Origin of the sequence: uncultured Sunxiuqinia sp. (assembly GCF_947495665.1) — a bacterium.
Taxonomy (GTDB): domain Bacteria; phylum Bacteroidota; class Bacteroidia; order Bacteroidales; family Prolixibacteraceae; genus Sunxiuqinia; species Sunxiuqinia rutila.
This window is the reverse complement of the sequence record NZ_CANLZV010000002.1, coordinates 187,426-207,655: the sequence shown is the minus strand read 5'-3', so window position 1 is coordinate 207,655 and position 20,230 is coordinate 187,426. Positions and strand designations below refer to the sequence as shown.

18 protein-coding genes and 1 tRNA gene are annotated in these 20,230 nt (G+C 41.2%); 6 read left to right on the top strand and 13 right to left on the bottom strand.

Annotated elements, in window-relative coordinates:
• Window positions 1-38 precede the first annotated feature (38 nt).
• Entirely contained in the window at window positions 39-932 is an 894-nt protein-coding gene (locus Q1A18_RS03740) for a DUF72 domain-containing protein (protein ID WP_299577517.1), read from the top strand.
• Window positions 933-981: 49 nt separating this feature from the next.
• Here the strand turns inward: Q1A18_RS03740 and Q1A18_RS03735 are convergent, their stop codons facing one another.
• Window positions 982-1,683, bottom strand: coding sequence for an NUDIX domain-containing protein (locus tag Q1A18_RS03735; RefSeq protein WP_299577515.1), 702 nt, complete (start codon window positions 1,681-1,683; stop codon window positions 982-984).
• 356 nt (window positions 1,684-2,039) lie between these two features.
• On the opposite strand from Q1A18_RS03735, the gene Q1A18_RS03730 reads away from it, so the two are divergent.
• Both Q1A18_RS03730 and Q1A18_RS03725 read left to right on the top strand, forming a co-directional pair.
• Window positions 2,040-2,125 (top strand) — tRNA-Leu (locus Q1A18_RS03730).
• Between the two features lie 286 nt (window positions 2,126-2,411).
• Window positions 2,412-3,641: a site-specific integrase gene (locus tag Q1A18_RS03725; RefSeq protein ID WP_299577513.1), complete on the top strand. Its 1,230-nt coding sequence runs from the start codon at window positions 2,412-2,414 to the stop codon at window positions 3,639-3,641.
• Window positions 3,642-3,929: 288 nt separating this feature from the next.
• Here the strand turns inward: Q1A18_RS03725 and Q1A18_RS03720 are convergent, their stop codons facing one another.
• Window positions 3,930-4,502, bottom strand: a complete 573-nt coding sequence (locus Q1A18_RS03720; RefSeq protein ID WP_299577511.1) for a hypothetical protein — start codon at window positions 4,500-4,502, stop codon at window positions 3,930-3,932.
• 18 nt (window positions 4,503-4,520) lie between these two features.
• Window positions 4,521-4,976, bottom strand: a complete 456-nt coding sequence (locus Q1A18_RS03715; RefSeq protein ID WP_299577509.1) for a hypothetical protein — start codon at window positions 4,974-4,976, stop codon at window positions 4,521-4,523.
• A 123-nt stretch (window positions 4,977-5,099) separates the two neighbouring features.
• On the opposite strand from Q1A18_RS03715, the gene Q1A18_RS03710 reads away from it, so the two are divergent.
• Window positions 5,100-5,264 (top strand): hypothetical protein, encoded by a 165-nt coding sequence (locus Q1A18_RS03710; RefSeq protein ID WP_299577507.1) that lies wholly within the window; start codon window positions 5,100-5,102, stop codon window positions 5,262-5,264.
• A 134-nt stretch (window positions 5,265-5,398) separates the two neighbouring features.
• On the opposite strand, the gene Q1A18_RS03705 is transcribed toward Q1A18_RS03710, so the two are convergent.
• Both Q1A18_RS03705 and ric read right to left on the bottom strand, forming a co-directional pair.
• Window positions 5,399-5,839 (bottom strand): Rrf2 family transcriptional regulator, encoded by a 441-nt coding sequence (locus tag Q1A18_RS03705; RefSeq protein WP_299577505.1) that lies wholly within the window; start codon window positions 5,837-5,839, stop codon window positions 5,399-5,401.
• Between the two features lie 22 nt (window positions 5,840-5,861).
• Window positions 5,862-6,587 carry an iron-sulfur cluster repair di-iron protein gene (gene ric / locus Q1A18_RS03700; RefSeq protein ID WP_299577503.1) on the bottom strand — a complete coding sequence of 242 codons (726 nt, stop codon included), beginning with the start codon at window positions 6,585-6,587 and terminating at the stop codon, window positions 5,862-5,864.
• Window positions 6,588-6,726: 139 nt separating this feature from the next.
• On the opposite strand from ric, the gene Q1A18_RS03695 reads away from it, so the two are divergent.
• Window positions 6,727-8,982: a nitric-oxide reductase large subunit gene (locus Q1A18_RS03695; protein ID WP_299577501.1), complete on the top strand. Its 2,256-nt coding sequence runs from the start codon at window positions 6,727-6,729 to the stop codon at window positions 8,980-8,982.
• 373 nt (window positions 8,983-9,355) lie between these two features.
• Here Q1A18_RS03695 and dnaE read toward each other — a convergent pair whose 3' ends face one another.
• Both dnaE and dinB read right to left on the bottom strand, forming a co-directional pair.
• Window positions 9,356-12,295: a DNA polymerase III subunit alpha gene (gene dnaE / locus Q1A18_RS03690; RefSeq protein ID WP_299577499.1), complete on the bottom strand. Its 2,940-nt coding sequence runs from the start codon at window positions 12,293-12,295 to the stop codon at window positions 9,356-9,358.
• Between the two features lie 19 nt (window positions 12,296-12,314).
• Complete coding sequence (dinB, locus tag Q1A18_RS03685) at window positions 12,315-13,475, bottom strand: DNA polymerase IV (protein WP_299577497.1); 1,161 nt, start codon at window positions 13,473-13,475, stop codon at window positions 12,315-12,317.
• Between the two features lie 133 nt (window positions 13,476-13,608).
• Here dinB and Q1A18_RS03680 point away from each other — a divergent pair, with 133 nt between their 5' ends.
• Window positions 13,609-14,517 carry a LexA family transcriptional regulator gene (locus Q1A18_RS03680; protein ID WP_299577495.1) on the top strand — a complete coding sequence of 303 codons (909 nt, stop codon included), beginning with the start codon at window positions 13,609-13,611 and terminating at the stop codon, window positions 14,515-14,517.
• Window positions 14,518-14,779: 262 nt separating this feature from the next.
• Here Q1A18_RS03680 and Q1A18_RS03675 read toward each other — a convergent pair whose 3' ends face one another.
• The 6 genes from Q1A18_RS03675 to Q1A18_RS03650 form a co-directional block, all read right to left on the bottom strand.
• Entirely contained in the window at window positions 14,780-15,556 is a 777-nt protein-coding gene (locus tag Q1A18_RS03675) for an HD domain-containing protein (protein WP_299577493.1), read from the bottom strand.
• A 170-nt stretch (window positions 15,557-15,726) separates the two neighbouring features.
• Entirely contained in the window at window positions 15,727-16,827 is a 1,101-nt protein-coding gene (locus Q1A18_RS03670) for a hypothetical protein (protein WP_299577491.1), read from the bottom strand.
• A gap of 150 nt (window positions 16,828-16,977) precedes the next feature.
• Window positions 16,978-17,367, bottom strand: a complete 390-nt coding sequence (locus Q1A18_RS03665; protein WP_299577489.1) for a hypothetical protein — start codon at window positions 17,365-17,367, stop codon at window positions 16,978-16,980.
• Window positions 17,368-17,385: 18 nt separating this feature from the next.
• Complete coding sequence (locus tag Q1A18_RS03660; protein ID WP_299577862.1) at window positions 17,386-18,315, bottom strand: hypothetical protein; 930 nt, start codon at window positions 18,313-18,315, stop codon at window positions 17,386-17,388.
• Between the two features lie 41 nt (window positions 18,316-18,356).
• Window positions 18,357-19,253: a hypothetical protein gene (locus Q1A18_RS03655; protein WP_299577487.1), complete on the bottom strand. Its 897-nt coding sequence runs from the start codon at window positions 19,251-19,253 to the stop codon at window positions 18,357-18,359.
• Window positions 19,250-20,149: a WYL domain-containing protein gene (locus tag Q1A18_RS03650; protein ID WP_299577485.1), complete on the bottom strand. Its 900-nt coding sequence runs from the start codon at window positions 20,147-20,149 to the stop codon at window positions 19,250-19,252. The genes Q1A18_RS03655 and Q1A18_RS03650 overlap by 4 nt, the downstream gene beginning before the upstream one ends.
• Window positions 20,150-20,230: the final 81 nt, after the last annotated feature.

Here is a 20,230-nt window from a genome sequence, read left to right as displayed (position 1 = left end):
ATACTTTCAATTTCTAACAAAAATCATCATACCGTAAAATGAAATTTGGACAAGTTGACCAACCCGATGAGGTAGATTTCACCCTTCCCCAAGATCACCCGGATACCCACGTCACCCTGAAGAAGGAAAAGGGAAATAAAAACCTGCAAATTTATGTTGGTTGTGCCAAGTGGAACCGGCAGGATCTAAAGAAATTTTATCCGCGCGGAACCAAAGATGAACTGGCTTACTATGCAACCCAGTTTAATTCCATTGAACTGAACGCCACTTTCTACCGTATGTTTGGAGCCGACCAAATGAGAACCTGGTATGCCAAAACACCTCCTCATTTCAAGTTTTTCCCGAAAGTAACGCAGTCCATAAGTCACATGCGACGCTTAAACAAGGTGGAACAACTGACGGAAGAATATTGCGATAATATCATTCAGTTAGAGGAAAAGCTCGGCATGGTTTTTCTGCAGTTGCACAATAACTTTGGGTACAAAAATTTTGACAGGCTTCAAGCCTTCCTCGAAAAATTTCCCAAAGCGATTCCTTTGGCTACAGAAGTTCGCCATCCGGAATGGTTTGGCAATCCCCAAATTGCCAATGACTATTTTTCTTTATTGGAAAAACACGGTGTTACCAATATTCTGGTTGATACGGCTGGCCGCCGCGATCTGCTGCACATGCGATTAACCACTCCTACCGCCTTTGTGCGCTATGTTGGTGCCAATCATCCCGCCAGCGAATACAAGCGATTGGAGGACTGGGTATCACGGCTTGGAGAATGGGTGGACCAGGGACTTCAAAACATTTACTTTTTTGTGCATCAAAACCTGGAAAAAGAATCGCCAACGCTTTCTGCTTACTTTATCCATAAGCTAAACGAGCGGCTGGGAACCAATTTAAAACCTCCTCTAGTGCCAAATAAAAACGGGAGTCTGTTTTAAAAACTCCCGCTTTTTATTTTGATGTAAACTTATCCTTCTTTTCCTGTCATCAGAGCTTTACAATGCGTCCAATAGCCATTTCCTGGCTGCTTTTTTCCAGGCAGGTATACAAATAAGCTCCTTTTTTCGATTCACTGGTGTCTTTCGTATTCGATCGTTTTAAGATTCCAAGCGACAATATCTTCTTTCTGAAATTCCCCGGATCCAATTCACGCTGAAAAATGGCTTCATATAAATGACGCAACTGAGTAAGCGTAAACATCTCTGGCAACAGCGCAGCCCCCACCAAATGAGCCCCTGCCTTAACCTGCAATTTGCTCAAAGCTTGTTCCACCATTTCGGAATGATCAAAAATCAGTTTTGGCATTTCAGACAACGAATACCAAGCCGCACCATACTCTTTCAGCCGGCTTTCATCGTACCGATCAAGTTGTACAAGCGCATAATAAGCCAAGCTAATCACTCTGGCTGCCTTTTCCCTGTCGGGATTTGTAAAAGCCGCAACCTGCTCCATAAAGATATTATCCAAGCCGGTTGTTTTCTTTAAAATACGCTCAGCCGCCTGGTCAGACGATTCATTTTCCTGAATAAAACCACCCGGAAGTGACCAATCCCCTTTTGATGGTTCAAAACTACGCGGATATAAAAGCAGTTTCAATTCTCCCTTATCATAACCAAAGATGACACAGTCCACAGCCACGTAATGTCTGGGATGTTCCTGATACGTTTCTGGTAAAAATTTATCTGGCAACTTCATAATGATTCAAAACTATAAAAGATCCCGCACACATTTTCCTGTTTGTGCAGGATCTTTTGGAATTTTTCACTCTGAACAGCAAAACTTATAAATAATCGCCTGCTAAACAAAAATAGAGATCAATTTATAAACAAACGATATCCCTTTTGATATCATCGCTTTATAGCCTCCAGCTATGATGCGAATTTAACTATTGACAAATTTTCGCCTCTGTAAGTCGAATAATTCCTCTTAAAAGCAGACAAAACAAAGACAATTTTTTTATATTTGCATCGCTTTTAACGAAAAGCCGAATCAGCAAATAGTTTATTGTAAGCAATCAAAAAATTGGTTCGAGTACAGAATTTATTGCCCAGATGGTGAAATTGGTAGACACGCCAGCTTGAGGGGCTGGTGACCGCTTTTGGTCGTGCAAGTTCGAGTCTTGTTCTGGGCACACTTAAAAATTCAAATTAAAACAAAAGCGCTTAAATTCAACGATTTAAGCGCTTTTGTTTTAAGGGACCAAATCAAAAATTGGTCGCGGAAAACAAATAAAACGCGACAAAATCGAGACCAAGCCACCCAAAAAAACTTCTGGTCGCGGCAAATCACGCAACAAATTGATTCAAAACATTTTATTTGATTCACATTGACTCATTTTGCCGCTTTTTAAAAAAGTCAAAATGAGGTATTTTAATTAGTCCAATGGACTTAATTTTTGATTTTTTTATTGTTGCACCATGAAGATTAGTATCAACTTTTTATTACGAAAAAGCAGAAAATCAGAAGATGGCCGATCATCAATCTGTGTAAGGTACACATACCGAGGTAGTCGAACCGAACTCTCAACTGGCATATATGCTTTACCGGAGCATTGGGATGTTTCCAGGCAAAAGATTAATAGCAAAGTCAAAGGATCAAAGATTCTGAATGAAAACCTTGACCGGATTAAAATTGAGATCCTAGATATTTTCAACCAGCTCAGATCCTCTAATGAGGAGTTTGATGTAAATACCATCAAGCAGAAACTATTGAAAATTCAGGATTCCAAAGGTATTTTGGACGTCTTTAATTATTATTTGGATAGCATCCTTGCAAAGCTAAACAAGGGCTATTCAATGGAAACCTACAAACATTACAAATCGTCCAGAAAAAGGTTGTCTGAGTTTATTACCAAGAAATTAAGACGTTCAGACATCTCAGCTTTATCCATTGATTATAAATTCCTTAATGCCTTTGATGTTTTCATCAAAAAGAACTTCAACAATTCCCAAAATACGGCATGGAATTATCACAAACACCTCAGACGGGTTTTAAACCTGGCAATCTCTTTGGATTACATCGATAAAAATCCCTATTCAAAATTTAAAGTTCGCTTGGATGAAACTCATCGCGAGATTCTGTCAAGCGATGAGTTGAAGAGGATTGAAGGAAAGCAAATCCAGATTGAACGGTTGGCTGTTGTTCGTGATATTTTCGTTTTCGCCTGCTATACGGGACTTTCATTCTCAGATATAGCCAAACTCAGTGCTTTTCACATTCAACAAAAAAATGATGGCAGGGAATGGATTATTATCGACCGAAAGAAAACAAATAACCGGTGTCGGATACCATTGCTCCCCAAAGCAAAGGAGATATTAAAGAAATACGAAGATTATCCGAAAATATCCGGCAAAGCAATTCTCCTTCCGGTTTTGACGAACCAGAAAATGAACAGCTACCTCAAAGAATTAGGTGATATCTGCAATATCAATAAGAATATTACCATGCACATTGCCAGACATACTTTCGCAACGACAGTCACCCTCAGCAATGGTGTTCCTATTGAAACCGTATCAAAGTTACTGGGGCACTCTTCGCTAAAAACAACTCAGATATATGCCAAAGTATTGGATAAGAAAATAGCAGAGGATATGGAATTATTAGAATCGAAATTGAATCAAGTCCAGACCAGTCCTCCCAAAGATTAATTGCCATTCCTTTAATTTCTAAAGTAAAAAGCCGAAGGCTAATCGGCCTTCGCTAATTCTCCAAACCTTTGCAAACTTGCCAGTCCGTCCGGAGCAGTCCGATGATCCAGAATGTAATCCACTGCTTTCTGAGCCATTGACGAAGCTGTAAGCAACATCTTTTTATCCTCCTTAAATTTCCCGATCCAGCTTTTAATGTAAGCAGCACTGTTATCAATTGTGGCACCCTGAATACCGGTCAGGCAAGTAAGTAATTTTGGTTTGTACAGGTGTCCTGATCTTTTGTAACTAGAAAACTAAAGCTAATCCAGTTCCTGACTCGGCGGCCTTAAGTGTCAAGCCTTGCTTGTTCAACTTATAGCCTGATTTTACCAAATGTGAATGTCCTATAATCTGGAATACCAAACCAGTTAAGCATAAACCACCACCGGCAATCCCTAATCCATTATTCTCTAATAAAGCACCAGACAAAACTGTCCCTCCCCCAAGTATATATAAAGCTGTTGCTGTTTGGTATGATTTTCCAGCTTTCATCAAATGGTCTCCTGCTGAATACATGGTATCAAACTTCTTAATTCGGTGCATCTCTAAATCCATTAGGCCTTCGTTAATCTTAAGATCAGGGTTGACCTTTTTAAAAATCTTCTGTTGTCTTCTGAAAAGATCTCCATCAAACTGTTGGATATTTACTATCTGAATGGATTCCTGCCTGTCTGTGTTAATATTTAAATAGCTCAACTCTTCTCCCCAGACCGTATAGTTCTTTATCAAAATCGTGTCTGATTCATTCGTTATAATGCGGGATTGTGCTACACTAAAAAGTGGCAGTAATAGGACTAGTGAAATGAAAAGAGTTCTCATGATTATCTAAGTTTTTGATTATTTTCTTCGAATGGCAAAGCCAGTGACTCGGTAGCCCTTACGCATAACTGGCGGACTTACCGACGAAATCAGCTCTTCTTCCAAAGCTACATCGAAATTGACCAATGCATCTGCCCCCATATTCAAACATTCTTTATACATTCCTTCAAGCGCATTTTGTACATTAATTTCTTCTGTGTTCCACTTGAAACGAATCGTTGCGTGCTGGTAAGGCATCGTTCCTTCTTCTTTAATACCTTCTCGCGTAGACTCTGGAAAAATTAGATAGCTGACGATTCCTATTGATTCATATTCCCCTTGGTATTTCTCAGGAGTAATCAGAAATCCTTTTTGGGTGTAGGGACGAAAGTCAATTCCTGAAAATTGTTCAGTTCGGGGAATCATATTAATGTCAAGAGTTTTGCACCCAAACAATGCTATCACTAGCAAAACAAAGGCAAACGATTTTTTCATAAGTTTTTATTTAGTGGTTTAACAGTAAAGCAATTTACGAAAAAAAGCAGAATGACAAGCAAAAATGAAAAGCAGCCATGGTAACAGACGCGGCTGCTTCATCAATAGCCTGACCTTATCAGTATGCGGTTTCGCCTTAAACCATCAACCAACTATGTCGAAGCGATCGGGCTTCCGGCATTTATTTATTCTCATGCGGGTGGCATTTACGGTGGCATCACCATTTATGAAGTTGCTACATTTGAACAGACAGAAAGTAAAGGTATGATTGCCTTAAATTACACCTGAGTATTATATAAAAAGCCAGAAGAACTTTTATAAGAGAATTTAAGCTTAATACAGCTGGGCCTCGCTAACGAATAGCACTAGCCAGAGGAAATAAAAAAGGAGGAAAACCTATTTAATTTCCCTCCTACTCTATTTTAATGAATTTTTTGTGTTAAAACAGCTTCGCCGGCTTTGATGCGCTGGGCCAGCGATTGGATGGTTTCTTGGTTTACCATCTCTGCAAAGTTGTCTCTGATTTTGGAAAATTCATCGTGCAACGGACATTTGTTGGTCGCATCGCAATTTTTAAATCCAAAACTACAGCGTGTAAAGGTTTTTTCACCGTCAATGGCGACAATAACCCGATACAGTTTTAACGGGCCATCCTGCTCATCAAAGGCAAAACCGCCATTGCGACCTTTTAAGCTGTAAATCAAACTGAAACGAGTCATGATCTGTAGAATCTTTGCTGTAAAATGTTCCGGAGAATCAATCTCCCGGGCAACTTGCCGGTAGCCCGGACGTTTCCCTTCCCAATTTTGCATTTGGATGTAAACCAGTGCACGAATAGCATATTCTGCAGATTTTGAAAGCATGTTTTTTTGTTTGAACGCAAATTTAGTTTTTTTTCACAACTTCTTGCTCGAGTAGCGCTGCCTTTGGAAAAAGAATGTTGTTTTCCAGGTGTATATGTCGGTGCAGGTCTTTTTCGAAAGAGTGCAGGGTTTCATAAGCTGCCCGATAAGTATTGCACGCATCCTGTGGGATGGTGTAATTTTGTGTTAAACTGGCTATTTCTTCGAAACGGGCTCCTTCATTTTCATGTTCCTGCATCATGGCATTGATGGGGTTGTTTACCGACGCATTGTTGGAAATCGTGATGGTTTTGTTTTCTCGCTTCAACTGGCTTAACTTCTCAATTAAAGGAAACAAAACAATTTCTTCTTTTTGCATATGCATCGTCAATTGCCCTGCCGACTCTTTGAAATGGGCATTTACCTCAATAATCTCAGGATGGCGTTCACCATGTACTTCTTCGATTTTATCCAGCATCCGGGAAAGCAGCGGGATGGTCTCCCGGACAAAACTATGATGGGTATTAATAATGTACTGAATCAAGTCGACCAGTTCCATCGAATCAAAGTTAGGGGCATTGGTCGGTTGCTGAATGGCTTCTTCCAGTCGGCTAATCACCTCGCCAGAATTGAGCGATTTTTCTTGACAGACTCTTTCCAGACTTTCTTTTCCTCCACAGCAAAAGTCAATCTGGTAATCATCAAACACTTTAACGGTTTGAAAATGGTTTTTGGCAATTTCGCCAACGGGTGTTTCTAAGCTAATCATGACGTTTAATTTTTAGGGATAAAGACTTTGAAAAAATAAATGTGGATAAATACATCCATTGATCTACAAATCTAACGCAATCTTTTTATATTTGCAATAGAAGATCAATGGAGATTAATATCTACTAAACTAAAATTTTATGAGTACGAAGAAGTTATGGTATGGATTTACCGCAGTAATGGTGCTGTCTTTCGCGGTACTTTTGTTTTATGGTTACGAAATTTACCGGCAAGCGCCGCCAATGCCTGATCAAGTGGTGACAAGTTCCGGGAAGACTGTTTTTAATGGGCAAGACATTAAGGATGGTCAGAATGTATGGCAATCAATTGGTGGACACCAGTTAGGAACGGTATGGGGGCATGGTGCTTACCAGGCCCCAGACTGGACAGCAGACTGGCTTCACCGGGAGGCCATGTTTTTGTTGAACTATTGGGGTAAAAAAGATTTTGGAAAGGCTTATGAGCTGTTGAATGAAGAGCAAAAAGCGGCTCTGGAGGCTCGGGTTCAAAAGGAAATGCGAACCAACACCTACGACGAGTCAACGGGAAATCTGGTTATTTCAGAACTTCGGGCTTTGGCTATCCGGGAGGTTAGTAAGCACTATTCCGGTTTGTTTCAGGATGGCCCTGAGGAAGCTGCTCTGCGGGAAGCTTATGCTATTCCGGAGAATACCATTAAGGAACAGAAGCGAATGGATCAAATGAATGCTTTCTTCTTCTGGGCGACATGGGCTACGGTAACGGAGCGTCCCGGACAGGAAATATCGTACACCAACAACTGGCCCCCGGAAGAACTGGTAGGCAATAGACCGACCAGTGCTTTGATTTTGTGGACGGGTTTCAGTGTAATTATTCTGCTGGCTGGTATTGGATGGTTATCGTGGTACTATGCTTCTTCCAAAGGTGATGAAGAACATCAGCCCGTGCCGGAAGTGAACCCGGTTAGTGGGATGAAATTGTTTCCATCGATGAAAGCGACCTTAAAGTATTTTTGGGTGGTTTCTCTGCTGATGCTGGTGCAGATTATTGCCGGAGTTATTACGGCTCACTATGGGGTTGAAGGCAGTGCTTTTTATGGCATTCCGCTGGATCAATGGTTGCCTTATTCCATTTCCAGAACCTGGCATGTTCAAATTGGTATTTTCTGGATTGCTACTTCCTGGCTGGCTACCGGCTTGTTTTTTGCTCCGGCCATTGCCGGTAAAGAACCCAAATTTCAGAAGTTGGGAGTTGACCTGTTGTTTTTTGCCTTGCTGGTTATTGTTGTCGGATCATTGGCCGGACAATGGCTGGGGGTGATGCAGAAACTGGGATTGGTTGAGAATTTCTGGTTCGGACACCAAGGCTATGAGTACGTTGAGCTGGGGCGTTTTTGGCAAATCTTTCTGTTTATTGGCTTATTTATTTGGTTGTTTTTGATGGGACGAGCCCTGTTGCCTGCTTTGCGCGAGCGATCAGAAAACCGTAACCTGCTCATCATGTTCCTGATTGCGTCTATCGCCATTGCCTCGTTTTATGGCGCCGGACTGATGTGGGGGCGGCAAACACACCTGGCTATTGCCGAATATTGGCGCTGGTGGGTGGTTCACCTTTGGGTGGAAGGATTCTTCGAAGTATTTGCAACGGTGATTATTGCTTACCTGTTTGTACGAATGCAGCTGATTGGTTCGAAGATAGCCACCACTACGGTTTTGTTTTCCACCATCATTTTTCTGAGTGGAGGTATTTTGGGAACTTTCCATCACTTATATTTTACAGGAACGCCCACGGCGGTGCTGGCCTTGGGGGCTACATTCAGCGCGCTTGAAGTTGTTCCGCTGGTATTAATGGGCTTCGAAGCCTACCATAACCTGACTTTGAGTCGTTCGGGTGAGTGGGTAAAAGCTTACAAGTGGCCGATCTATTGTTTTATTGCTGTTGCGTTCTGGAATTTTCTGGGAGCCGGAATTTTTGGATTTTTGATCAATCCACCCATTGCTCTTTACTACATGCAAGGCTTGAATACCACTCCGGTTCATGGTCATACTGCTTTATTCGGGGTTTATGGCTTTCTTGGAATTGGCTTGATGTTGTTTGTGTTGCGAGATATGAATCTGAAAAGCGAATGGAAAGAGAAGCCAATTAAGTTTGCTTTTTGGGCTATTAACATTGGCCTTTTGCTGATGGTGTTGATTAGTGTTCTGCCGGTTGGATTGGCACAAACCTGGGCCAGTGTTAAGTTTGGTTTGTGGTATGCCCGTTCGGCCGAGTTTATGCAGCAGCCCTTTATGGCAACGCTGAAATGGTTACGGGTGATTGGAGATACGATTTTTGCTGCCGGGGTATTTGTTTTGGTTTATCATGTGTTTGGCCTGGCCTTTGGCTGGTCATTTGAAAAAGATACAACGCAGGACTGATTGTTCCTTTCTATTGTTGATTTTCCGCTTAAAAGCTGCTCCTTGTGGGGTAGCTTTTATTTTGGGTTAGAATAGTTAGACAATTGGGTTATGTATTTATAATCTTTGGTTTTCCTCCGCTAGCGCAAACTGGCAATTTTTGCCTTCCGGGAAGTGATTAAGAACTTTGTCAGAAATTTGAGTGTAACAGGAATCCTCAATACAGATCTCCCTAGAACTAATGAAACGAAAAAAGGAGTGGTCAATCCCAATCCGTCAGTCTAAAATAGATTTCCCCTTCCAGCATATTCATCTGTCACTTTCGAAAGGAAGCAGATCCGCGCAATAAACGGAAAGAAGACCCTCTAAACCGACAAGGGACTCTGTTTTAAAATCAGGACCGAGGATTAGGCCGATAGGGCAATTTAGCCATTTTTTCCACTTCCAGTGAAGGAAATCCAAACTCTTCCACCACTTTGCCAAGAATTAAGTAAATGCCACTTCCCCGAAACGGATATTGTTTTAGGGAGACCGGAAAATGGACAGTATCAAAAAACTCACCGGTTGAATCAATAAAAGTTCCGAAGTGCATGACTTCCTTTTTAACGGTATGTACATATTTAATTGTAACCAGTCGCCCCACCATACGCACGTTGCTTCCCAAATTCAATAAAAGATCGCTTGCTTGTATTTCACCCCTAAAGGAAGTTTGCAGCATGTCAAAATTATTCACACTAACAGGAAACCCCAGCAGTTCAATTTCATCGTAAGCATCTTCCAGAAAAGAATGTTCCAGCACAGGGAGTTCAAAGGTTTTGGTCGGAGCCTGAAATATGGTCGGAGCAGTATGGTTTCCGGCAGGACGTTTCAGATGGAGGTGCGCTTCCCAAAGCAAGGAGGATTTCGGGTTGGCGGTAAAGCGAAAAGCCCCCACCCGGATTAAAAGGACTAACTGTTCTTTGGTGATCGGAACTCGCTCCATGAAGTTGATCAAAGATTGGTATTCGCCGTTACATTTACGCTCCGCAATAATTAATTCAATCGTTGTCGTTTCCAGGTTCTGCACATGAACAAAGCCCATAAAGATTGTTTTCCCATAAATACATGTAGTATAGCGACTACGGTTTACACAGGGCAGTTCCAGTGTTCCGCCCTGTCGCTGTGCCTCATTAAAATATACCCAGGAATGATAAAAACCACCGAAGTTATTTATCACTGCTACTTGAAACTCCAACGGATAATGCGCTTTAAGATAAAGGCTTTGAAAGCTTTCTACAGCATATGAGGCCGAATGTGCTTTGGAGAAAGAATAACCTGCAAACGATTCAATTTGACGCCACACCTCCCGACTGACTTCTTCGGCATAGCCTTTCTCCCGGCAATTTTGAAAGTATCTCTCTTCAATCTTTTTAAACTCGGTAATTGACCGGTATTTACCCGACATGGCACGGCGCAGCACATCTGCCTCTGCCAGATCGAGCCCGGCAAAGTGGTGAGCTACCTTGATCACATCTTCCTGATAAACCATTACCCCGTAAGTTTCTTCCAGCTGTTCCTTCATAACCGGGTGTAGGTATTTGATCTTTTCCGGATGATGAAAACGCTGGATGTATTGCCTCATCATGCCCGATTTTGCTACTCCCGGGCGGATGATGGAGCTGGCGGCTACCAGCGTTAAGTAGTTGTTACAGCGTAGTTTTTTTAACAAACCACGCATGGCTGGACTTTCGATATAAAAACAGCCATTGGTTTCTCCCCTCTTCAGTTGCTCTCGGACTTTATCATCCAGCAAGAAGTCATTCACGCGGTGCACATCCACTTGATCACCCCGGTTTTCGTGAATAATTTCAACCGCCTCTTTGATATGACCAATTCCCCGCTGACTCAGAATATCAAGTTTTTCAAAGCCCATTTCTTCGGCCATATACATATCCCACTGGGTTGTTGGGAACCCTTTGGGCGGCAGATCAAGCGCAGTATAGCAAGTTATCGGCTCTTCGGAGATCAGAATTCCTCCGGCATGAATGGTGCGCAGGTTGGGAAAATCAACCATCTTTTTGCCTAGCGTTGTGATCAGCATGGCCGTGTCATGTTTGTTAAAAGCATTCCCCGGATCTTTAATCAACAGGTCAATCTCTTCCTTCGGTAATCCGAAAACTTTCCCCAATTCCCTGAAAATGGATTTATTTTTAAACGTTGACGTAGCTCCCAGGAGTGCAGTATGATCCTTCCCATAGCGTTTGAAAATATAGTCTTGTACTTCATCCCTGTCTTTCCAAGAATAATCAATGTCAAAATCGGGAGGACTGGTACGTTTAGGGTTCAAAAAGCGTTCGAAATAAAGGTTCAGCTCAATGGGATCAACATCAGTGATTTTCAAACAATAGGCTACGATACTGTTCGCTCCACTGCCACGTCCAACATGATAGAACCCGCGCGAGAGGCTGTATCGGATCATGTCCCAGGCAATCAGGAAGTAGGCTGAAAAGCCGAGCTTATCAATAATTTCCAACTCGCGGCAGATCCGTTCTTTTGCTAATGGATTGTTTTTACCGTAGCGATATTCCATTCCATCGAATGCCAGTTTTTGGAGCAGCAGCTTATCATCATATAGCGATTGACTGAAAGTTTTCTTATTTTTTACAGATTTGTAGTTGAAGCTGATGGAACATTCCCTGATCACTTTTTCGGTATTTTGAATTATGCCCGGATAATTTTCGAATACCTTACGAAGGCGTGAAACAGGAGCCATTCGCTCATCCTTCCCGGCAAATTGATGCGGCCGAAGTTTACTGATCAGTGTATTGTGATCGATAGCCCTCAAGCTTTTGTGCAGAAACCAGGCAGATTGGTCCTGAAAAGACACCGGATGCCAAATCAGCAACTTATTCTGATATTTTCGGTACCGGGAGGTCAGCAACTGGTTTACCTGTGTAGGGCGGATACCCGTGTACTCATAGTCTGTCAGCTCTGTTGGATTTTTTTGACCGTAGGGATACACAACCAACACCTGGCTAAATATCCAGCCATCCAAGCTGAATTTTCTCTTATTCAGGTTGTGCCAGCTCAGGTAGTCATTCAATTCCTTAAAACCCCGATTGTTTTTTGCAATACCAGTAAAGAGCAGCTCATCCCCGTTTCGAAACTCAATTCCTGCCAGCGGTTTTATGCCTCGCTCTTCTGCCTTTTTTACAAACTCGGGGATTCCCATTGAGGTGTTGATATCGGTAAGCGCCAATGCTTCTACCCGGCATTTTTGAGCCCAAAGAAGCAATTGGTCGATGGTCATTGTACCATAACGCAGACTGTAATAACTATGGGTATTAAGATACATGCTTAAATGATAAATAGTCCTAATCTTTGAAAATGATTCCGGAAGCTCTTTGGATAGCCCCGGCGCCATAACGCAGTCGGATTTGGTCCATTGACAGGTAAAGACGAACCTGCTTTTCATTGTTATCAAAAAGGTTAAGTTGCTGCGCCCCATGCACCAACCCTCCTAATTTCACACCAATTAACCGGATAAGCATTCGCCTTTCATATAATCGGTGAAATAACTCACGGGCAGTTTTAATCAAGATATGATCGTATGAAGTGTAAGTAATTTTTCGTTGCAGGGTATGCGTGTCGTAATTGGAATAGCGGATTTTTACAGTTACTACCGAAGCCAGCTTTTCTTTCTCTCGTAGTTTAAAACATAGCTTCTCGGTCATGGCTGTAAGCAGTTGTTCGAGCATAGCCACATCAATGCTGTCAGTTTCAAAGGTACGTTCAGTGCTGATCGATTTTTCTTCACTGTAAGGGACAACCGGGGTAAAGTCGATCCCCTGAGCCTTTCGCCAGATATCAATACCATTCTTTCCAAGCAGGCTGATCATCATCTCCTGTGGAATAGCGCTGAGTGTTTGAATTGTGGAAACGCCCATCGACCTAAGCAACTGGTATGTTTTTGGTCCCACCATCGGAATTTTTCGAATGGACAAGGGATTTAAAAAGGGCTTTACTCCGTTGCGTTCAACGTATTTTTCTCCGTTGGGCTTTGCCTCACCAGTAGCAATCTTGCTGACGGTTTTGTTTACCGATAATCCAAAAGAGATGGGCAGTCCGGTTTCGCGGATAATACGCTCCCGCAGTTCGTGTGTCCACTGGTACGATCCGAAAAAGCGATCTAACCCGGTTATATCCAGGTAATGCTCATCGATGGAAGCCTTTTCATATAAGGGAGCCTTTTCGGCAATTACCTCAGTAACCAGCCGTGAGTATTTGCTGTACAAATCCATATCCCCCCGAATGACAGCAGCATCACGGCATAAGTTGAGTGCCATTTTCATAGGCATGGCCGCGTGTACTCCAAATTGCCGCGCTTCATAACTGCAACTGGCTACCACTCCCCTGTCAGACAATCCTCCAATAATAACAGGCTTCCCCTCCAATGCTGAATCCATCAACCGCTCCACAGACACAAAAAAAGTATCCAGATCCATGTGTACAATTGTTCTGTCCTGTAACTGCATTTTATCGTTCTCCTACCACTTTACGCAAAATGCAATAAGCATCTTGCCTGAATCCGTACATTCTTCGTATATTTGACTACGAAATAATCAAACTAAAGGATTATAAAATAGTCGTTATTTTTATACAATCAACATGTACCTATCCGAAAATCTTAAATTTTTGCGCAAGCGACGCAGACTCACGCAGTTGGACGTTGCAGATGCACTGAACACCAAGCGGTCGAGCATTAATAATTATGAAAACGGAATTGCTATGCCTCCATTGCCGGTGGTACTAGCCTTGTCAGATTTATTTCATTTGTCTGTCGATACCCTGTTGCGGGTGAATCTTTCGAGCTTACGCGAAAGCCAATTGTATCTGATTGAGCATGGTTCAGACGTTTTTGTACGGGGCAATGAAATCCGGGTGCTGGCTACTACGGTGGATGCCCAAAATCAGGACAACATCGAGTTGGTTTCGATCAAGGCCAAGGCTGGATATACCGTGGGTTATTTTGATTCAGAATTTATTGCAGGTCTACCCGTGTTTCAACTGCCATTTTTATCCCGCGAGAAGAAATACCGTACCTTTCAGATTGATGGCGATTCAATGTTACCAATACCCGATAAAAGCTGGGTGACCGGTGAATTTGTGCAGGATTTGTTCGACATTAAGGATGATGAACTGTATGTAGTGCTTACCCTAAACGAGGGAATTGTATTTAAAAAAGTACGCAATGAATTGACCGAAAAAGGCAGCCTTCACATGATTTCTCTGAACCCGGATTATGAAGCCTACGATCTGCCTGTGAGTGAAATCCGCGAGGCATGGAAATTTGTCCATTTTATCTCCAATGAAATTCCGGATGAGAATCCTGATAACCAAATCTATCGACAAATAGAAGCCATCAAAAAGGAACTGCAAGCTATAAAAATAAGATGGGATAAAATGAAGCTACAGAGTTCTAAAATGAAAGGCGGACGGCAAGCGACAAAGTCTTTGATGTTATTTAACCAACAGAAAAAAAACAGCGGATCGGAACCCGTTGCACCTGAGGATTAACCCCTCCGTCACGACTGCGGCTGCCATTTTTACTTGGCATGTGAAGAAATGAACTGGCGCTAGAATTGAGAGGTTTGGCTTCTATTGGTGAAGTTTTTTACTTGTTCTATCGAAGATATCTAGAACCTGGAGCGGGAAATTGAGTATAAAGAGGAAAGAGCAGGAAATTTTTACCTATTTATTCCCCAAAGAGGAAATCGTATTCAACGTTTTCCTCTTTTTGTTTGTTGAGAATTGTCTGTTAACAGTTGTCAGTTAGTTATTAGGAGTTGTATGCTTTGATGCTTGATATTAGCCGGGATGCCAGATATTCATTGCAGTGATTCAATGCTTCGAATATCACACGTGCTTCATTTTTGTAATTGTGTACTTTTTCCATGCTCCAATGTTTTGGGGGTGGTTGGAGATTTGTAATTCGGTCGGCGAGTTTTACCATGCCTACTTCCTTATCCAATAAACGAATGCGTTTGAGGCTATCGTTCATTCGTTCTGATTTATCAGTGATGGCTTTATTTTTTGATAGGGCAAGACATGCCTCCGCTATTTTTGCACCAAAGTGTTCTTCTAATTCCTGTAAAGAGGTGTTGGTATCCTCCAGGATATCGTGTAAGAGGGCTATTTGGACTGCTAATTGGATATCAAAGTTGGGGGTTGCCTGATAGGCCATTAGTATTTCCATGGCTACGTTTGAAATGTGGACGATATAGCTTGCCTGAGAGCCGGGTATTTTTTGGTCTGCATGTTTTTCTCCAGCAAATTTAATTGTGTTTTGGTATATTTTCTGAAGGTCCACAGGGAAGCCTGGTGTGTGCTCCATATCGATTCTTTCCCATTTGTTTTTTTGCGAGTTGTGCGGTGGTTCGTTCTTAATCCGGTTTAAAATTTCGTTTAGGCTTTGTGCATCCAAGGCTGGAGCATCATCTCCCCATAAACAATCATTCCATCCTTGGTTGTAGGCTTTAAGAAGGGTTTTGTCTACGTACTCAAGTATTTCTGTTTCATTTTGCTGAGCGAGCAGATGTTTTAGTTTTTGTCCCATGTTTCTTAGTTCAGTTATCAGTATACGGTTGTCAGTTTCAGGTTGGGGATTTATGAATGAATCAAACGTCTATTTTAACGCAAAGGGCCGGAAGGAGTTTCAGAGGACGTGAAGAAGTCACAGTTTTCAGTTTCATGTTTCAGATTCAAAGTTGAGTTAGCTCCTCCAGCTTAGTTAGACTGCATCGAGCTGATAAAATTCTCAAGTTCTTTGAATATTGAAGTAACTATCGATTCTAGATCCCTATTTTCAAAATCAATATCTGAGATGTTCTTGGTTCCTAACCATGTTTTTCTCGGTGTCAAAAAATCAAGTTCGCTCAGAACTCCTTCATATTTTTCTTTATAGGAGAGATTTTCGTTTCTGTCATTTCCATTTGATGGCTTACTGCCACGTATTCCAATGTATCCGTTTTCATTCATTGTAACTGTAAATTCAAGCTTGTCATTTTCGTAACCAGCAAATTCGAAACGAATGGTTTTCTCTCCTTCTTCAAGCAACTCGATATCAGTGCACTTTTTGAAAATAGACTCATCTTTTCTAATCTCCTTTATGACTTCAGCTATTTGTCCTCTTGAAATTCTAACTTTATGCGGGAAACTCTTATCGAAGAAATCAGCAGGCTGATATGTTATATCATTTTCAAAAAAGTTGTTCAACAAAGCTCTTGCCCGCGGCTTTTTATACTGCATGTTCAGATAGCGAGGATGATAGAATGAGTTGTCTTCAAAGTTTGGTTGCAGGTAATGATTATTTGAGCGAGCATATTCAAAGATATTTTCTGCTATAATCTTAAGGCGACTATCGTATTTTCCAGTATTACCCCAGCCCAAATAAACCGGCTTTTCCCTAAATAATTGTTTATCCTCTTCCACCGAAAAGAGGTGACTACTGCGAGTTTCTTGCGAACAACTAAGCGCTTCTGTCAGGTTTTGATTCCTCAGGTTGAATAGATTAAATAGCTGGATTACTCCTTTCAAATTTCTCTTCTTGTCTGCTGAAACATAATCCCCTTCAAATATTTTCCTTAACCAACCCATTGTAGGATCTGACCGGAACTCATACCAATCATCTTTACACTCAGTTCCTAAAAAAGCGGAAATCTCATGAATCTTTGAACCATCAATGGGTGTGTTGGAAATTGGATGCGCACTACCTGGATTTATCAGCACAGCACTGCCTATGAGTTCCCAGCTATCGCCAAATTGAATTAAAGTTGTTCTTCGGAAATTTAAATTGTCTTCTGAAAAATACCTTGCATATACTCGCATAATCAATTAATATTTAAAGTTTAGATTTTTGTTCCAAAATATTCTGCGTTGACCATCTTCCTGGCATGGTGTTTTTTCTTTTAGAATCGAGTTAACAAAACTTATCATTTTGCATTTTTATTAACTATCCCAATAGAAAATCACAAATTTTTAGGCTTCTTTCCCGAAGAAGTAGTCTTTGATCGCCACATCATTTTTTGCTGTTCCCAGGTGGAAATAAAACAGCTTTCCCTCTTCGGGATAGAAGAAGGAGTTTTTTAATTGGAAGTACTTTTGAAAATTGGCGTATTTAAAGCATTCCTTTTCCTGTTCCCGGGCGTTGGCAGCAGCTTCGAAATTTTGTTTTTTGATTTGTATTTGTTTCTCGGTAGTCAGTTTCTCCAATTCTTTTTCGTTGTACTTTTCGAAGTCAACGAGTTTGAGTCGCAAGCCTATTATTTGATCTAACTCGCGAGCAATATTTTCTAATTTATGCCTATCCAGTTTATTGGCATTGAGTAGTTCATTCAGTTGGTCAGCTGCTTCAGTTAATCTTTTCACGATTAGATTGTTTTTAAGTTATTCTGCTTGTTGTTGAGTAAGCACTGCACTCACGCGTATAGCACCGGATAAGTTCGGGTTTGTGCAGTTTCCCCAGATAAATTCCGGATTTGCCGAGAATTTATTTTGAAAAGAATCCATTACTTGAGCTATTTCATTTACCTGGATTTCGTTTTCATAACCCGATTCAAAACAAATAATGATGGTATTCAAGGTGCTCCATTCAATTTCTGCCAGATAAGGAGACTGATACATTGCTGTTAGTATTTGGGCAATTCTCTCTTTGCCTTGCCCAAGTCCGTTTAGTATTGCCGCTGGTTTATTGGTGCCTTTTATTGCTGTTTCCATATCATTGAAGTCAATATTGATGGAGCCGTCCAATGAGATCATAGATAAGATCACTTCAACCGGCTGCATGAATAAGGAATGCGTGGGGATCGGAATGTTCTGAGTTTCCTTAAGATCTTGAAACAGACAAGACCTGTCGTTGGAAAATAAGAATAGGGTATCCGAAAAGTTGCTTAAAGCATTTAATCCACTTTCTACGTTGAAATGATGCAGCTTGCCTTTTAGGTAGTAGGGATAAGCTATAATTGAGATAATGAGGGCATCAGTTTGTGCAGATCGTTCTGCAATCATTTTCGACAGGGCCGTACCGGTTTCTCCATCCAATGTTGTAAGGATAAAAATTAATTGATAATTCTTAGTGAGTAATTTTTCCAAGGCAACGAGTCCTTCGCCGACAGGTTCGTGCTTCGAGTTCGATTGACTTTCGTGCTTCTTATTGTTTTTGCGATCTGAAGTCAGATAAATTTTGTTTTCAGACGGAATCAAAAAACTTCTTAAAACTTCCCTGTTGCTGGTTATGGTAATGAAATCAATGGCCGGGTTTTCATTTTCGTAATATATCTCGCTAACAGCCTCGCAGGCATGGTTCCCAATCCCCATGACCAAGGTGTTTTTCTTTTTTATTGGCATGTTGAATTCTATCATGTCGTGAGACATTCTATTTCAGCAATTTTTGCCACGATATCAGGAATACGCGCACTCCAATTTCCCTTTCTATTGAAGGCAATGACAGGAATTCTCGCATCATTTCTTTTTAGCTCTGTGTTGAGTATTATCCCTTTGTCTGTTTTGTATAGAAAATCGTTGTAGGCAGATAAGCCCATGACAACGATCATTTTAGGTTTTACTAAATCGATCAACTCATAAACTCTTCTGATAAAGAATCTTCTCACCGTCCACTCGTTGATCTTTTCGTCGTTTTTCCTGATTTGGAGCCAATGTTCTTGCAGCTCTGTTTCCCTGGATAGATTTGAGTGAACCTGCTTTAAATGTTTTATATCTTTTGTGGCAATTGGATATAAGTTGGTGTACATGATCGATTTTCCAAATCCTTCGAACCAAAACGGTAGTTTATCATTATCGTACCTTTGAGCTTGATATTCCAGTGGATATTTCAGTTTGGCAATCTCATAGAGCATATCTATCATGTTCTTAGAGAACGGATTATTGGTTTTCTTGTTCCGTTGATACCATTTATAACTGTGCCATTTCCGATTGTGATCGGGCCCTCCTCGCGCATTTCCATCTTCAAACCAATTTAATTCTTCGAAACAGCGCTGATCTTCACCAAGCATTCGCAAAGGTGTTTCATTGTTTGCATCTTTTTTTTGATTTTCTACAATGTATGCTCCTTCCCCTGCATTAATTCCGACAAATAATATTTCCGGTTGATAAACCAAGGGACTATTTAAAGTTATTATGCCTTTGTAGAGTCCTGCATAGGCTTTTTCATTCTTGTGCTTCTCAAGGAATTCAGCGATTGGAGCGATACGTTTTTCAATTCTGCTGTACTCTTCTAATAGTTCTGTGTTATTCATTTGTATTGATTTAGCGCGGTTTTATATGATCCTGTAATTTGATTAACCAGTTTTTCAGGACTAATTACCTTAACTGCGGCTCCATGCGACAAGATTTCCAAGAGGAAATCGTAGGTTAGATGCACTTTCAATTGAATTCTTATTTCGTTTTTTGTATCCAACAGTACTTTTTGTGATTCATGTAAGGGCATTGTTTTGATATACTTGCCCTGAGATTGGGAGAAGGACAGAATTACGTTTTCTGGTTGTCCTTGGTTGGGCGTGATAATACCAAAACAATTTTGAAAGTAGGACTCCATACTGAATGCATCGGGTGACGCAAATTTTGAGCTGGTTAATTGCAGATTGGAAAGGCGGTCCAGGCCAAAGGTTTTAATTTTTTCATCCTTTTCGTCTTTAGCCAGCAGATACCAACGGTTTTTGAATTCTTTCAAGGCATAAGGATCGACCAATCGCTGGGTGGCATTATCTTCCCAGAATTTTTGATAGGTGAATGTTATGCGAAGGGTATTTTTGATGGCGTGGATCAATCCGAACATATTTTCGGTGCCCTGTGGTTGTCGTTTCTCAAAATGAATGATGGGCAAGGTATTATGCCCCATTTTAAGAGCCTGGAAGGTATCCAACGCTTCCAGACGACGTTGGGTGATGTCGGATTCGGTTTCTTTGTTTATGAAATACACATCGCGGCTTGAATCGTAATCAATGTCTATCTCAAAAATGGATTTCATGTCGTTTCGTATCCTTGTGAATTGCCGCTTGGAAACGTTGAAGTTTTCATCCTGCCATTCGGATTGCTGGCTAAGGTATGCATCAATTTCCCTGAACGAAGCTGGTGATTTTCGCAGCCTGTTTAGGATATGGAAATAGCGGAGGACGGTTTTGCGGTCGGACATGGTTTAATACTAATTAATAGCACTAAGTTAATAGTAAGCTCGGACATAAGATGGCGTAGGGTGAAAATCATTCGAAAAAAT